The organism is Actinomadura sp. 3N508, assembly GCF_044326375.1.
GTDB lineage: Bacteria > Actinomycetota > Actinomycetes > Streptosporangiales > Streptosporangiaceae > Spirillospora.
In genome coordinates, this window is the sequence record NZ_JBIRAX010000001.1 from 733920 (window position 1) to 749286 (window position 15367).

The following is a 15367-nucleotide window of genomic DNA, read 5'->3' on the forward strand; positions in this document are numbered from 1 at the left end:
GAGTATTCTTTGTTCCTCTTACCCGTCAACACTTAGCGATTGACCATTTATTCACAATTCACATTGCCTTTGAATAGCTCTTTAAGGCCGCCTCCGGCGGCCGCGGCCGGGCGTGCTCGTGACCGGGCCCCCGGCCGGTCGGGGTGCGCACGGCGCTCGGCGGGGACCCGGGCCTGGGCGAGTCTGCGCTGATCAAGACGCTTTCAGCACGGAGATCGGCCGGCCGGGGGCCCCGTCTCCCGCCGCCATCGCCGCCGTTCCCGAAAATCGCCGATCACGGCGTGTGGCGAATGAAAGACCGCCCGCTACCCCCCACGACCGGCCGAAATAGGCCACGCCCACCCCCCGCCTGGCAAGCGGGAGGTGGGCGTGCGCCGTCATACCGTCCGTCAACCCATGGAGATGTTGAAAATGTGTAGTGCCGGGGCTCCCCGTACCGCGGACTCCGACACCGCCGGAACCGTCAGGGCCGTCACCGTCTTGCCGGGGTCGACCGGGATCCGCTGGTAGAAGAGCTGGGTGCGCCGTTCGGTGCGTCCCGTCGCGGAATTGTTCCGGTAGTTCATCGTGGCCAGCACCGTCGAACCGGAGGGCGGGGCGCTGGTCCAGTCGGGCGTGGAGAGCCGCACCTTCGTGGATGTGCCATCCGAATACCAGACCGTCCAATCGCCGGCGGCAGGCCCGTAGGACGCGACGGAAAGGACTCCGATTGTGCTGCCGGTTCCGTTCAGCGTGATGCTCTGACCGTTCGCGACCAGGTTGTTCGCCGTCGCGACGGGCACGTCCGGCCAGCGCACGGTGACGCCGCCCACCGTGAACGGCGTTCCCGGGACCACCCCGGCCTGGGCGAGCGCCTCGGCCGAGTAGGACGACCCGGCACCGTCAAAGCCATTGCCGAGACCCGGCGGGTTCACATTCCCATCGGTGGTGACACTGACGTTGTTGAATGCGTCGGACAGCGTGCCGTACGGCATCGTCACCACAAGGTCGGCCCCGCCGAGACGCACCGTCTCCCCCAGCGAGCGCGCCGTTACCGACAATGGCACCGTCGCATTTCCGGGCTCGGTGACCCCGCTGACTTTCACCGCGGCCGTGGCCTTGCCGCCGGCGGGCACGGTGATTCGTCCCGATGCGGGGGTCACGGTGACTCCGCCGGGGGCGTCCGCCGTCCACGTCACCTCCGCCGCCTCGGCCGAGGCGTTGGTGACGGTCAGCGTGCCGGACGCGGTCGCGCCCGGCTTCTGCAGGACGATCGCCGGGTCCACCGAGACGCCGAACTGGGCCGGGACCAGCGCGTCCTTCGCGTACGCCCGGATCTCGCGCAGCGAGTAGCCGTACTGGGTGCCCCGCTCGGTCATCGCGACCCGCAGGTACCGGCCCTGGCCGGTAACCGGCAGGACGTCGAGCCCGCCGTCGCCCGAGGTCGTCGAGTGCAGCGTGCGCCAGGTGCGCAGGTCGTTGGACGCGTCGACCGAGAACCCGCTCGCGAACGCGGTCTCCCAGGCGAGCGCCACCGTGCCGAGCTCGACCTGACGGCCCAGGTCGACGATGACCGACTGCGGCGCGGTCTTCGGGCCGCACCAGCGGGTCCGCTCGTCACCGTCCACCAGCATGGCCTCGTGGCAGTCCGGCCGCTCCCGCGCCGACGACCAGGTGAGCGCGCCCTGCGCCAGGTTCTGGGTCGAGCCCGCCAGCAGCCGCCACTGCGGTTCCTTGCCCACGGCGAACGCCCTGGCGGCCAGCGCGTCCCACCCTCCGGAGAGCGGGGACTCCCAGAGTTCCTGGCTCATCGCCCGCAGCGGCATGTCGAGACGTCCGGCCTCCTGTTCCTCGGTGGCGGCGGACGGGCTGTCGTTCCACACGTGCAATTGGCCGCCCAGGACGCCCTTGGCATGCGGCTGCGTGGTGTTCGGGCCGATCCAGTCGTGGTAGTCGGTCATGTTCCACGAGTCGTAGAGCTTCCGCGGGTCCACGTTGTTCCAGGTCGGGGTCATGCCGGGGACGTCGTACAGGAAGTCGCGGTTCGCGTTGATGATCTGGAAGCCCTGGTCGAGGAATTCCTGGGCGAGCACGCCGCCGTGCTGGGTGGACCAGTACTCCAGGACGATGTTCCGGTCGGCCTGCACCTTGACGCCGCCCTGGGCGCCGTCGTTCCAGATCCGCATGGTCTTGCCGTGCGATCTGACGATCGAGTTCAGGTGGTTGGTGAAGTCGAGCACCGCGTCCTGGGCGTTGGCGTCCGGTCCGTATTTCGCCTGGGCCCATTTGGTGAGCACCGGATACTTCGTCCAGTCGCCGGTGTACTCGTCGCCGCCGGTGTGGAAGGAGCGGCCGGGGAACAGCGGGATGAGCTCGTCCAGGATCTCCTTGGCGAACGTGCGCGCCGCGGGATTGGTCGGGTCGAGGTTGTTGGCGTTCCGGTTGCCGTTGGCGTCCACGATCTGCAGATCGGGGTGCGTGCGCAGCGCGTACTGCATGTGCCCGGGCATGTCGATTTCCGGGATGACCTCGATGTGGTACTTCTTCGCGTACGCGAGCAGGTCGCGCACTTCCCGCTTGGTCCAGTGCTCCGGCGAGACCACTTCGGGGTGGGAGACGCTCTGGATGCGGAATCCCGCGTTGTCGGCGATGTGCCAGCGGAACCGGTTGTACTTCAGGTAGCTCAGTTCCCGGATCTCGCGCTTGGCCCAGGCCGGGGTGAAGTACTTGCGGCCGTTGTCGACCATGAGGCTGCGCTCGCCGTAGCCCGGCCAGTCGTTCGCGACACCGCCCGGAATCCGGTCCCCCTGGCGGAGCATCTGCAGGACGCTCCGCGTCCCGGCGAACACCCCGTCGCTGGTCGGGCCGGAGATGGTGACGTCGCCGTCCACCGCGATCCGGCTGGACTCGAGCCCGCGCTCTGCGAGGGAACGTTCCAACGCCATCCTGATGACGCCGGGGCCCTTCCCTGGCCGGTCCGGCGTCACCCGCACGAGGACCTTGCGCCCGCTCAGCGCCTCCAGGTCTTCGGCGAACGTCCGGGCGTCGCCGGCGAGTTCATCGGCGTCGCGCGGGTCCACCTGGAGCTGGACGGTCCCGGGCTTGAGCACGAAGTCGCGGCCGCCGGGCCGCCACACCTGCAGAGCGGGAACCGTGACCGGCGCGGCGGCCGGGCCCGGTGGTCGCGGCGGCTGGTCGAGGGCGGCGGCGCCGGGCGCCGCGAGGAGAAGACCGACGGCACCGAACGCCAGAACGGCAGGCGTCGACCGAAGAAAATGGCTGAACATGACCGATCCCCGCCAAAAGTACGCAAAAACGGGCAGACAGCCGGGAATGTAACCGAGCGCTGTGGATCTTGGCAATAGCCCGCCGGTCGGTTGGCTCAGCAACCGAGACAACCGGCCGGTCGGCAGGTGACCGGAGGCGACCGCGCAGGTCGCGCGCACAGTTCCGTGGACCACCGCCAAGCCCCGCGGGCCGCTGCCGCAGGCCGGGCTCGCTGATGCATGGCCGGTTCGGCGGCACGTGGCCGGAGATCGCCACCATGGGCTTCCCGATTTCGTCGCCGAAGAGATCACGGAGCGGGCGGAACGGAACGCGGAGCCGTGGCGTCGAAAACTCAAGTCGTGATCACGTTCACGCGTGATGTGCCGTTCTTGGACGGGTTCGTCCATGGCTGAAGCGCAACGTTCATTTCCCACCTCCCAGCCGACGGTTCCGCAGGTCCGGGGGCCCTTCGGCCTGCGAGCACCGCGTCGCGGCATGTGCCCAAAGGTGAGCATTGCGTCAGCATCCAGGCAAATGGCGAGAGCACGCGGAGTGAAGGGGCGGTGCCGCCGCGAAACCCTCGAACATTTCGGCCGATCGGTCTATCTGAGGTGAATGATGAATGGCTACCGAGTTGTTGGAGTGCATCACGCCGGCACCCGCCCCTCGGTTAGGTTGTCCACGTTCGGCGCTGCCGACCGGGTTGATGAGGTGGACCATGAGTGAGTCTGGTGTGCTGTCGTCCGCCGGGGGTCAGGAAGGCCGGGACCGTTTCGCCGAGCGCCTCCGGCGGTTACGCGCGGAGGCGGGAAACCCGTCGTTCCGGGTCATGGCGGCCAAGTCGCGGTCGGTCAGCCACGCGACGCTGCACGAGGCGGCCAAGGGAACGCGGTTTCCGAGCTGGATCACGACGCAGGCCTTCGTCGAAGCGTGCGGAGGCGACGTCGAGGAGTGGCGCGAGTACTGGTGCGCCGCGCTCGGTTCGGACGACACCGCCGCCGCTGCCGCTGTCGCCGCCGCCGAACAAGCCGATGCCCCGCTGGTGCAGGCCGACACCGCTTCGCTCGGGGACGCCGAGGCGGCCCCGCTCGGAGATGCCGACACCGCGCCGATCGCCCGGATTCCCGGGGCGGCCGCCGGGGACGACCCTGCGGCGGTGGCCGAGCTGATCGCCGTGCCCGTGGCCCGGCGGAAGAGGCGGCGACGTGCCGTCGCGCTCGTCCTGGGCTGCGGGGCGCTGGGCGGCGCGGCGGTCGGCGTGTCCATGCTGCAGGACGACGGCGAGGGGAAGCCGAAGTCCGGTGCGAAGGCGGCCCCGCAACCGGTTGTGGCGAGCGGCCCGGTGGTCCCCGGCGACAGGAGCGTCTTCATCGCCGACGTGACGATTCCCGATGGCATGGTGGTGAACGCAGGGCAGCAATTCACCAAGACCTGGGAAATCGCCAACGCGGGCACCGTTCCGTGGCGCGGGCGCTTTCTGGCACGCGCCACGCTGCCCGCCGACAACGGCACGTGCATGACTCCGGGAAAGGTCCCGATTCCCGATACCGAGCCGGGCGCCCGGGTACGGGTCAGCGTTCGCGTCACCGCTCCGTCCTCTCCCGGATCGTGCTGGGTCGGCTGGAAGATGGTCGACGGCAGCGGGCGCCAGCTCCTGCCCGGCGCGCGTCCCATCTACTTCGTGGTGAACGTCCGCAGGTAGCGCGGCCGGCCGTGTAAGAGCATGTCAGAACCTGTCACACGGGGTACCTGACAGCCGCACCCCCTCGGCATGGTGGTCACTGCCCGCACTCCGGCGGGCAGTGACACGAGGGGGATGCGACGATGATGAGCATCGCCAAGGGGACGCTCGCCGCGCTTCTCGCGGTACCGGCGATGGTCGCGATTCCGGCCGTCGCACACGCCGAGACCCCACCCGGCTGCGGCAGCGCCGTCCAGATCGGATCGACCGCCCACATTCGTCACGATGGACAGACTTTCGCATCGGTGAAGCAGTTCAAGGGATGCGGAAAGAACTGGGCCTATCTCTTCGTCTGGGCCGGCTACCGCAGTTCGCACCGCACCTGGAACGCCTGCGTCGCGGTCGCCGACAATTCCAACCGCACCCTTCAGGGCACCCAGTGCCGGACCCAGAAAAAGGAGATCTGGTCCCTCGGTGCCAACACGCTGGCGCACTGCACCCAGGCGGCCGGCTGGATCCCGAACGGCCCCCGCGCCATGACCGGCGAGCGCTGCTGACGGCGGCGCGCGGCCGGGACGGCTGAGACCGTCCCGCCACGGCTCGATCCGCCCACCGCGGCGTTCCACCACCCATCACCCACCTGTCAGGCGGCGTACGCCCCTGGGCGGAAGCCTGCGCGGAAGCCCGCCCGACACCCCAGCAGAGACGGGAGAACGATGAAGCTGCCCGCATACGCCGGCGCCCTCGTGGCGACGGCACTGATCACCCCCTTGACCGTGGTGTCCGCGACGTCGGCGGCGCAGGCCGCGGCTCCGGCGGCCGGCGTCCGGGCCCTGCCGAGCGTGAACATGGAAGCGCTCGTCAAGGCCGCGCAGATCGACCCGCGCCGGCCGGACGACACGCTGACCCCCGGCGCCAAGGCCGGCGTGCTCCTCGTCGAGCAGGCGCTGCGCGACCGGAGGCTGCTCGACAAGAAGTGGGTGGACGGCTACTTCGGCACCACCACGGTCACCGCCTACGCGAAGTTCCAGAAGTCCCTCGGCTACACCGGCCTGGACGCCAACGGCATGCCGGGCAAGACCTCGCTCGCCAAGCTCGGCGCCGGCCGGTTCACCGTCACCCGCGTCATCACGCCGGGAAGCCGGGTGACCGTGGAGGGCGGCTTCGTCCTCAACACCCGCACCCGCAGCATGCTCGCCGAGGCGGAGCGGCTGCTCGGCCGCGACCTCGTGCTGGAGCAGGGCTCCTACAACCCCGGTGGCGACCCCACGTCCGCAGGCACCCACGACGGCGGGGGCGTCGTCGACATCTCGGTCAAGGGGATGAGCGCGGCCACCCGCGAGTCGGCCGCCCGCGCGCTGCGCCGCGTCGGTTTCGCGGCCTGGGTGCGCAGCCCCCGGCAGGGCGACTGGCCGTGGCACATCCACGCCGCCGCCATCAGCGACACCGACCTGTCCGCCCAGGCCCAGCACCAGACCGGCGACTACTACCTCGGCCTGAACGGGCTCGCCGGCCGCGGCCCGGACGACGGGCCGAAGGTGCCCATCCGCACCTGGGAGGAGTACCAGCGCCGCTGACCTGACCGATCCGGAAATCCAAGACCCCGCTGAGAAAAAGCAAGAGGAAAAGGAGCACGGCAATGGGAAAGCTCAACAAGGTCCTCACCGTGACGGCCGCCACGGCCGCGATCGGCGGGACGATGCTCGCCACCGTGTCGCCCGCTTCGGCGGCGGCCCGCGACGGCAAATGCGACAGCGGCGAGTTCTGCTACTACTACAACAGCGGCAACGCCGGGTCGATCTCGGACTTCACCAGTTCGGTCGCCGACTACGGCACCGAGCAGCCCTCCTGCTACGACTTCAAGGGCGCCGGCAACGGCAAGGGCAAATGCGTCAAGAACAATGCCGCGTCGGTCTGGAACCGCAGTAGCAAGACCGTCCGGGTGTACTTCAACAGCAACTACGGCGGCTCGTACCAGGACTTCAAGGCCGGGGCCAAGGGCAACCTGAACTCCACCCTGAAGAACCAGAACGCCTCGCACCGGTTCCTCACCGGGACGACGCAGTGCAAGACCGACGGCACGCACAGCAAGCTTCCCTCGTCGATCCTCGTGTACCGGGTGTCCGCCGGTCGCGTGGAGCGGGTGGCGTTCAAGACCTACGTCAAGAACGTCCTGCCCAACGAGTGGATCCCGAGCTGGCCGCGGGAGTCCCTGCGGGCCGGGGCGATGGCCGTGAAGAACTTCGGCTGGTACTGGGCCCTGCACTCGACGCGCAAGACGTCATGGGGCGCCTGCTTCGACGTCTACGACAGCACGTCGAGCCAGGTGTACAAGCCCGGCTCCGCGACCGCCGCGACGAGCGCCGCGGTGGACGCGACGTGGGGCACCCGCATGACCCGCGGCGGGAAGATCCTCGAGGCGCACTACTGCCAGAACACGACGGCGTGCGGCGCCTGGGTCGACGGCGACTGGATGTCGCAGTACGGCTCTCGCGACAAGGCCAACGCCGGCTGGACCTACTCCAGAATCCTGAAGCACTACTACAGGTCGATCGCTCTCCAGTCCTGACCCCGGAGAACGTCTGACCAGGGGTGTCCGGAGCGCGCGTTCACACCGTGACCGCCGCACCGGACACCCTTCTCGCTCGCCATGCGGACGGACCAGCCGGGGGAGCCACGTGAAGTCAGGGCCCCTCACCAGAGGTCTCGAACTGGATAACACCACCCCGATCGCCATACGTCGTTTAGCGGGTGGTCGCTGTGGCGTCCCGGGCCATACTCAAGGCGGCGACGAGGAGGCCGATATGGCAAGGCGAAGGCGGAACCTGCGTACCCGAGCAGCGGCCCTGGTGGCCGGAATCGGCGTCCTGACGGCGCCCGTGATCAGCGCGAACGGCGCCGCGCTCGGCGACACGGGCGATCGGGCTGCACCGGCCGGCATCGCCGAGTGGGTCGTGGAAATGGACGCCACCAAGTTACGCGGACTGCTGGCGAGCGGCCGGGTCACCTCGGTCCAGATGGTCAAGGCATACCAAGCACGCATCGATGCCTACGAGCGGGCGTACGCCGACCAGCCCGGTGTCAACGCGGTCATCCGCAGGGACCCGACGGCGGTCGCCGATGCCGCCCGGCTCGACGCCGAACGCCGGAAGGGCCGCGTCCGCGGGCCGCTGCACGGCATCCCGCTCCTGATCAAGGACAACTACGACACCGCGGACCTGCCCACGACCAACGGCTCGCTCGCGCTCAGGCACTGGCGCACCGCCGACGACGCCGAGCAGGTCGCGCGGCTGCGCGCGGCCGGGGCGATCGTCGTCGCCAAGACCAACCTGCACGAGTTCGCCTCCGGCGTCGAGACCATCAGCTCGCTCGGCGGGCAGACCCGCAACCCCTACGACCAGGCCCGCAACCCTGGCGGGTCCAGCGGCGGCACGGGCGCCGGTGTCGCGGCCGGTTTCGGCGCGGCCGGCCTCGGCTCGGACACCTGCGGCTCCATCCGCAGCCCGGCGGCGCACAACAGCCTGGTCGGGTTGCGGCCGAGCCAGGGCCTGTCCAGCCGGGACGGCATCGCGCCGCTCTCCGACACCCAGGACACCGGCGGCCCCATGGCCAAGTCGGTGAGCGACATCGCGCTGATCCTGGACGCCACCGCCGGGTACGACCCGGACGACCCGTCCACCAAGGCGTCCATCGGACGGATCCCCCGCACCTACACCACAGCTCTGAACGACACCGCCCTGGTCAACGCCCGCATCGGCGTGTTCACCGACTACCTGAGCACCTCGGCGCCCGCGCAGGCGACGACGGCGCTGGTCCGGGCGGCCACCAGGGACATGGCCTCGCAGGGCGCGACCATCGTCGATGTGCCCGCCCAACCCGCGCTGATGTCGGCGGTCGACGCCTCCTGGGTGTTCGTCGACGAGATGGAGCGCGACCTCAACCGCTACCTGGCGGCGCCGGGCTCACGATTCCCCCGCTCGCTGGCCCGGCTGGAGCCCCCGTCCGACATCGTGACGCTGGCCGACATCGTCACCTCCGGCCAGGTGACGCCCACCGTCCTGACGCGGCTCAAGGAACGGCTCGGCACCTCGACCGGCCCGCAGGACGCCTACCGCCAAAAGCTGGTCCGCCGCCTGGAGGCGCAACAGCTGCTCCACAACCTGATGAAGCACCACGATCTGGACGCACTGGTCTACCCGGCGGTCTCGCAGGAAGCCGCGCCGATCGGGCAGCCTCAGGTGGGCCTCAGGATCTGCGCCCTCGCCGCCAACACCGGGTTCCCCGCCCTGACGATCCCGGCCGGCTTCACACCCGGCGGCATGCCGGTAGGAGTCGAACTGCTGGGACGTCCGTTCAGCGAGCCGACACTGCTCGGGCTCGCCTTCGACTACCAGCAGGCGACACAGCACCGACGACCACCGGCAAGCACCCCGCCCCTGAACTGACCCACCGCCGAGTTGACCGAGTTGCCCACACCGAACAAAGCCGCGCGCTAGTTGCCGGGGCGGGTCGACGTGCGTCAGTCCAGGGTGATGTCGAAGGCGCGGAGGCGGCTCGGGGCTGCGGTGATGTCGATGGCGGTGATCGTGGAGCCGGTGAAGGTGAACTGGATGACCAGGGAGAGCCGGCCGAGCGGGGCCATGACCAGCGCCGGGCCGCCGTCCACCAGGGCCGGGACGGTGTAGCGCGCGCGGGCCGACGAGGCGACGGCGCTCTTGGCCACGACCAGGGCGCCTTGGAGGGTGAGAGGTCCGGCGGCGCCGGTGACCTCCGGACCGGCGCGCAACTCGACCTGGGGATCGAGCAGGGTCAGCAGCGCCTCGAAGTCTCCGGTCCGGGTCGCCGTCAGGTACGCCTGGACCGCTTGATGGCGGCGGGCCGCGTCCGCGGTCTCCGTTCCGGCGCCGCCCCGGACCTTGGCGCGGGCCCGGCTGGCCAGCTGCCGCACCGCGGCGGGGTTGCGCTCCATCATGTGCGCGATGTCGCCGAAGCCCACGTCGAACATGTCGTGCAGGACGAACGCGACCCGCTCCGCCGGGCTCAGCCGGTCGAGGACGACCAGCAGCGCCAGCCCGATCGAGTCGGCCAGCTCGGCTTCCTCCTGCGGGAGGCGGTCGTGGTCGACCGCGCCGAGCCAGTCGGAGGTGAAGCTCTCCAGCGACTCCTCGCGCCGGGTCTGCCGCGCCCGCAGCAGGTTGAGGCAGACCCGGGTGACCACCGTGGTCAGCCACGCGGCCAGGTTCTCCACCTGTGCCAGGTCGGTGCGGTCATACCGCAGCCAGACCTCCTGGACCGCGTCGTCGGCCTCGGCGGCGGAGCCCAGCATCCGGTAGGCCAGCGCCCGCAGCCGGGGACGCTCGGCCTCGAAGCCGTCCAACGCCGAAAAATCTTGGGTCACCCTGTCACATTCCTGCGTTTGCCCGGGTCGTAGCCCTGTTACAGCGTCAAACCTACAAGAGGGAGATCGACCAATGTCCTCCACCATCCTGGTCACCGGCGGCACGGGACTCCTGGGCGCGCAGGTGGTTCCGCTCCTGCGGCGGGCCGGGCACACGATCCGGGTGCTGAGCCGGCACGACCGCGAACCCGGGGACGGCGTGCAGTACGTCGCCGTCGACCTGATGACCGGCCAGGGCCTGGACGCGGCGCTCAACGGTGTGTCGACCGTGCTGCACCTGGCCGGAGGCCCCAAGGGCGATGACGTCAGCACCCGCAACCTGGTCCAGGCCGCCCAGCGCGCCGGCTCCGTGGAACACCTGCTGCTGATCTCGGTCGTCGGTGCCGACGCCGTACCGGTCGGCTACTTCGCCCGGAAGGCGGCGGCAGAGAAGATCGTGGCCGCCTCCGGCATCCCGTACACGATCCTGCGTGCCGCGCAGTTCCACGAGCTGACGCTGAAGACCGTGCGGGCGATGGCGAAGGCGCCGGTCCTGCCGGCGCCCGGCGGGATCCGCTGGCAGCCGGTCGCGTCCGGCGATGTGGCGGCCCGGCTGGCCGAGCTGACCCTGGGCGCTCCGTCGGGGCGCGTCCCCGACCTGGTCGGACCGCGCGTCTACACCCTGGAGGAGCTCCAGCGCGGCTACCTCGCCGCGGTGGGCAAGCGCCGGATGAGGCTCCCGGTCCGCGTCCCCGGCAAGATCGGCAAGGCCTACCGGTCGGGAGCCAACCTCAGCCTGGACGCGCCCGCCGGCAGCCACACCTGGGAGGAGTTCCTGGCCGCCCAGACCGCGGGCTCCTAGATGCCCGTCCGGGATGAAGCCGGCCACGCGACGTCGTCGATCGCGAGCCATGGCGCGCCGCCAGGTGTGGGCGACCTCCGGATCGACCGGGGGGCGACGAGGTGATGGCGGCCGGCGAGAGCCGGGACCAGCGGGCCCCAAGAGCCGCTCGACGCCCCCGACCCGTGGACGCGACTTGCTCATGCGAAGAACGATGCACCGGCGCCCGCCGAGACGGGGACCTCACCAGCGGGTCGCCGGTCCTGATCATGGAAGGCTGGACGCTTGGCAGGGGGCAGCGAACAGGGATGGACCGGATGTTGCACGGTGTCTCGCCGCATCTCACGCGGATGCTGCTTGAGGCGGGCCGGCGGTCGGGGGTGCACCGGTCACAGCTCGGCCGCGTCCCCGGCCTGACCGTGGTGGATGAGGAGCATGTCCGGATCCCCACGGCGACCCTCCTGCGCGTGTGGGAGGCGATCTCCGGGCCGATGGCGGAGGCGGGCGGTGGGGCGCGGGTGATGGAGCTGTGGCGGCCCGGCCGGCTCGGTGTGTGGGACTACCTGTTCACCGCCGCCGACACGCTCCACGACGCGTTGCACGCCTGTGGCCGCCATTTCGCGACCATCGCCGACCCAGCCGACTCCCTCGGCGTCACCCGCGACGGCGACGGCGTCACGGTCACCTGGCACGGGCCGTACCGGGAGCATCCGTCGTTCCCGCTGATCGCGGAGTTCGTGCCGGCCATGCTGCTCGGCGCGGCGGGCTCGGGCGCCGGACGCCGGCTGGTCCCGGTGCGGGTACGGCTGCCCCACCGCGCGCCGCCCCAGCACGACCTGCTGACCGACGTGTACGGGACCCGGCAGATCGAATTCGAGGCGGGCCCGCCGGCGGTGACGTTCTCGGAGGCCGACGCCGACGCGCCGCTCCCTGGGGCGGACCCGGCTCTGGCGGCGATCCTGGACGAGCACGCGCGGGTCACGGTCGCCACCGCCCGCCCGGTCCTGGACTGGCTCGGCCGGTTCCACCTCGCGCTGGAGGACGCGGTCGGAGCGGGACCACCCGAGCTGGCCGACGTGGCGCGACGGCTCGCGATGGGGCCGCGAACACTGCAACGCCGCCTCAGCGACGAGGGCACGAGCTGGCGCGACGAACTGGAACGGTTCCGGCGGCAGCGAGTGGAGCACCTGTTGCGGGAAACATCGATGACCCTGGAGGCGATCTCCGCACGGGCCGGCTACTCCGATCCGCGCGCACTGCGCCGGGCCGTCCACCGATGGTACGGCTTCGGCCCGGCCGCGCTCCGGACGTCGTCACGGGGCGACCGGGCCGGCCGAACCTGACGCGTTCGGTCCTCCCGGCGGCGTCCGCGGTCCTCCCGGCGGCCCTTGCCGCGCTCCTACCGTCCCAGGCATGGACGATAGACACGACAAGCCTGCGGCCAAGGCTGGTGCGCGGCAATGGCTGGGGCTCGCGGTGCTGCTCCTGCCGACCATGCTGCTCACCGCCGACCTCGGGGTGCTGTGGCTGGCGACGCCGGACCTCACCGCCGACCTGCGGCCGAGCGGGGCCGAACTCCTCTGGATCACCGACGTGTACGGGTTCATGACCGCCGGATTCCTGGTGGTCATGGGCACCCTGGGAGACCGCATCGGACGCCGCCGGCTGCTGCTGGCGGGTGCCGCGCTCTACCTGCTGGTGGAGTTCCTGATGCTGACGGCCGCGGCGGTGCGCAGCCCGGAGGTGCTCATCGGTTCCCGCGCCCTCCTCGGCGTCGCCGGAGCGGCGATCCTGCCCTCCACCCTGTCGTTGATCAGCGCCATGTTCACCGACCCGGGGCAGCGGACCCGGGCGATCTCGCTGTGGTCCACGGCGCTGGCGCTCGGCGTCGGGCTGGGACCCGTCTTCGGCGGGCTGCTGCTGTCGGAGCTGTGGTGGGGGTGGGTGTTCCTGCTGGGCGCCCCGGTCATGGTCGTGGTGCTCGCGGCGGGGCGGTCGGTGCTGCCGGAGTTCCGGGACGTCTCGGCCGGGCGGCTGGACGTCCCGAGCGTGCCGCTGTTCCTGCTGGCCGTCCTGCCGGTCGTGTACGCGATCAAGCGGATCGCCGAACACGGCTGGCACGCGCCCGTCGCCGCCGCCGGCGTCGCCGGAGTCCTGTTCGGGTGGCTGTTCGTCCGGCGGCAGCGGCGGCTCGCGGCCCCGCTGCTGGACCTGCGGCTGTTCGCCGACCGCACCTTCTCGGCCGCGCTGGCGATCCTGTTCCTGGGCATGATGGCGCTCAACAGCGTCGAATACCTGGTCCCGCCGTTCCTGCAGATGGTCGGCGGGCTGTCGCCGATGGCGGGCGGGCTCTGGCTGCTGCCCTCGGCCGCCGCGTTCCTGCTCGGCTCCCAGCTCACCCCGCCGCTGGTCCGGCGCGCCGGGCCCGCCCGCGTGCTGGTGGCCGGGACGCTGGTCTCCCTGGCCGGCTACGTCCTGGCGGCGCAGGCGGCGGGCCCGGTCGCCGCCGCCGCGGCGATCACGGTCATCATGTTCGGCATCGGCCCGATCAGCGTGCTCGGCACGGACCTGGCGGTCACCGCCGCGCCCGCCGAGAAGGCGGGTTCGGCCGCGGCGGCGGGGCAGACGGCGTACGACCTGGGCCTGGCCATGGGCATCGCGATCACCGGCAGCGTCGCCACGGCCGTCTACCGGGACCGGGTCGCCTCCCGCGTCCCGGCCGGAACACCGGCCGAAGCCGAGCAGGCCGCCCACGACACCCTCGGCGGCGCGATCTCGGCGGCCGAGAACCTTCCCGCACCGCTCGCCCACCGGCTGACCGACGCGGCCCGGGACGCGTTCGTCTCCGGCTTCCACGTCGCCGCGACGGTCGCCGCCGCGCTGGCGGTGGTCGTCCTCGCCGTCGCCCTGACGGCACTGCGGCGGCAAAGCCCGGTCGCCACAGGAGAGCCCCGCCCCGAAGCCCCAGACCATGCCGATACGGCTCCAGCCGTTCGATGACCCGTACCTGCCCTTAGACGAAGGAGAACAGCGATGGAGAACGAACTCTTCGACTACACCCCGATCGTCGGACGAGAGCCGATCCGATGGCCCGGCGGCGCCCGCGTCGCGTTCTACGTGGGATTGAACGTCGAGCATTTCCTCATCGACCGTCCCTCCACGAGCCTCAACGAGGCGACGGCGGCCCTGGCGCCCGATCCGCTGAACTACGGCTGGCGCGACTATGGGCCCCGCGTAGGTATATGGCGGCTGATGGAGATCTTCGACCGTCACGGGATCAGGCCCAGTGTCCTGCTCAACTCCGACGTCGCCGACCGCTACCCGCAGATCATCGAGGCGGGACGGAAACGGGACTGGGCCTGGCTCGCACATGGCAGGAACAACTCCATCCTGCAGACCGGCATGTCCGCCGACGAGGAACGCGCCTTCCTGACAGAGGTCGTCGGCACCATCGAGAACGCCACCGGCCACCGCCCCCGGGGCTGGCTCGGCCCGGCGCTCACCGAGACGTTCCAGACCCCGGCGCTCCTGGCCGAACTCGGCGTGCACTACCTGCTGGACTGGACCAACGACGACCAGCCGTACCGGCTGAACGTTCCCGGAATGCTGAGCGTGCCGTACTCCCTCGAACTGAACGACCTGTGCCTGTTCACCATGAACGGCCTCACCGGACCCGAGTTCCTCCAGACCGTCATCGACCAGTTCGACCAGCTCTATGCCGATTCCTCCGAAAGCGGGCGGGTCATGGCGCTGGCCCTCCACCCGTTCGTCACCGGACAGGCATTCCGTGCCAAGTACCTGGACCAGGCCCTCGAATACATCGCCGGCCATTCCAACGTATGGCTGACCACCAGCGACGAGATCGCCCGGCACTACGCCGCTCCACCGGCATGACCGTGCGGACCAAGGGCCCGCTCGCCCTGCTCGCCGCCACTCTGTCCTCCTCGCTGATCGGCCTGGACAGGATGATGACGCCCCTCACCCTCCCTGCGATCACCCAGGACTGCCGGATGGCAGCGTGAGCGAGGGGGTTTCGCGGGTGGGCGCCGCATCGGAGCCGGGCGGCGTTGGAGTTGGCGGTGCTGACCGGGATGCGGCTTCAGGAGTGGTCCACGATGCTGATGCCCGAGCTGGCGAAGGGGTGCGTCGGCGGGGACAGCCGGTGGAGTTCGAGCTGCAGAAGTGCGCGAAGTACAAAATGGCGCGCAAGGTCTAGGTTCCG

The 15367-nt window shown here is 70.6% G+C and carries 12 protein-coding genes; 10 read left to right on the forward strand and 2 right to left on the reverse strand.

The window, feature by feature from the left end; all coding sequences use genetic code 11:
* Positions 1 to 389 precede the first annotated feature (389 nt).
* On the reverse strand, positions 390 to 3266 hold the full coding sequence (locus ACH34S_RS03375; protein WP_395950875.1) for a family 20 glycosylhydrolase: 2877 nt from the start codon (positions 3264 to 3266) through the stop codon (positions 390 to 392).
* Positions 3267 to 3964: 698 nt separating this feature from the next.
* Here ACH34S_RS03375 and ACH34S_RS03380 point away from each other — a divergent pair.
* The 5 genes from ACH34S_RS03380 (at position 3965) to ACH34S_RS03400 (ending at position 9372) form a co-directional block, all read left to right on the forward strand.
* On the forward strand, positions 3965 to 4948 hold the full coding sequence (locus tag ACH34S_RS03380) for an NBR1-Ig-like domain-containing protein (protein ID WP_395950876.1): 984 nt from the start codon (positions 3965 to 3967) through the stop codon (positions 4946 to 4948).
* A 122-nt stretch (positions 4949 to 5070) separates the two neighbouring features.
* Complete coding sequence (locus ACH34S_RS03385) at positions 5071 to 5484, forward strand: hypothetical protein (protein WP_395950877.1); 414 nt, start codon at positions 5071 to 5073, stop codon at positions 5482 to 5484.
* A 159-nt stretch (positions 5485 to 5643) separates the two neighbouring features.
* Positions 5644 to 6504, forward strand: a complete 861-nt coding sequence (locus ACH34S_RS03390) for a peptidoglycan-binding protein (RefSeq protein ID WP_395950878.1) — start codon at positions 5644 to 5646, stop codon at positions 6502 to 6504.
* 62 nt (positions 6505 to 6566) lie between these two features.
* Positions 6567 to 7496: a peptidase inhibitor family I36 protein gene (locus tag ACH34S_RS03395; RefSeq protein WP_395950879.1), complete on the forward strand. Its 930-nt coding sequence runs from the start codon at positions 6567 to 6569 to the stop codon at positions 7494 to 7496.
* Between the two features lie 235 nt (positions 7497 to 7731).
* Positions 7732 to 9372 carry an amidase gene (locus tag ACH34S_RS03400; RefSeq protein WP_395950880.1) on the forward strand — a complete coding sequence of 547 codons (1641 nt, stop codon included), beginning with the start codon at positions 7732 to 7734 and terminating at the stop codon, positions 9370 to 9372.
* A 74-nt stretch (positions 9373 to 9446) separates the two neighbouring features.
* Here the strand turns inward: ACH34S_RS03400 and ACH34S_RS03405 are convergent, their stop codons facing one another.
* The gene (locus ACH34S_RS03405; protein ID WP_395950881.1) at positions 9447 to 10304 is read right to left on the reverse strand and encodes a sigma-70 family RNA polymerase sigma factor; all 858 of its coding nucleotides are present in this window, start codon (positions 10302 to 10304) and stop codon (positions 9447 to 9449) included.
* 94 nt (positions 10305 to 10398) lie between these two features.
* Here ACH34S_RS03405 and ACH34S_RS03410 point away from each other — a divergent pair, with 94 nt between their 5' ends.
* From ACH34S_RS03410 to ACH34S_RS03430, 5 genes are all read left to right on the forward strand, one after another.
* Positions 10399 to 11166, forward strand: coding sequence for an SDR family oxidoreductase (locus ACH34S_RS03410; protein WP_395950882.1), 768 nt, complete (start codon positions 10399 to 10401; stop codon positions 11164 to 11166).
* Positions 11167 to 11462: 296 nt separating this feature from the next.
* Complete coding sequence (locus tag ACH34S_RS03415; RefSeq protein ID WP_395950883.1) at positions 11463 to 12488, forward strand: helix-turn-helix domain-containing protein; 1026 nt, start codon at positions 11463 to 11465, stop codon at positions 12486 to 12488.
* Positions 12489 to 12558: 70 nt separating this feature from the next.
* Entirely contained in the window at positions 12559 to 14145 is a 1587-nt protein-coding gene (locus ACH34S_RS03420; protein ID WP_395950884.1) for an MFS transporter, read from the forward strand.
* Positions 14146 to 14178: 33 nt separating this feature from the next.
* Positions 14179 to 15039 carry a polysaccharide deacetylase family protein gene (locus ACH34S_RS03425; RefSeq protein WP_395950885.1) on the forward strand — a complete coding sequence of 287 codons (861 nt, stop codon included), beginning with the start codon at positions 14179 to 14181 and terminating at the stop codon, positions 15037 to 15039.
* Positions 15036 to 15167: a hypothetical protein gene (locus tag ACH34S_RS03430; RefSeq protein ID WP_395950886.1), complete on the forward strand. Its 132-nt coding sequence runs from the start codon at positions 15036 to 15038 to the stop codon at positions 15165 to 15167. The genes ACH34S_RS03425 and ACH34S_RS03430 overlap by 4 nt, the downstream gene beginning before the upstream one ends.
* The last annotated feature ends 200 nt before the right edge of the window (positions 15168 to 15367 follow it).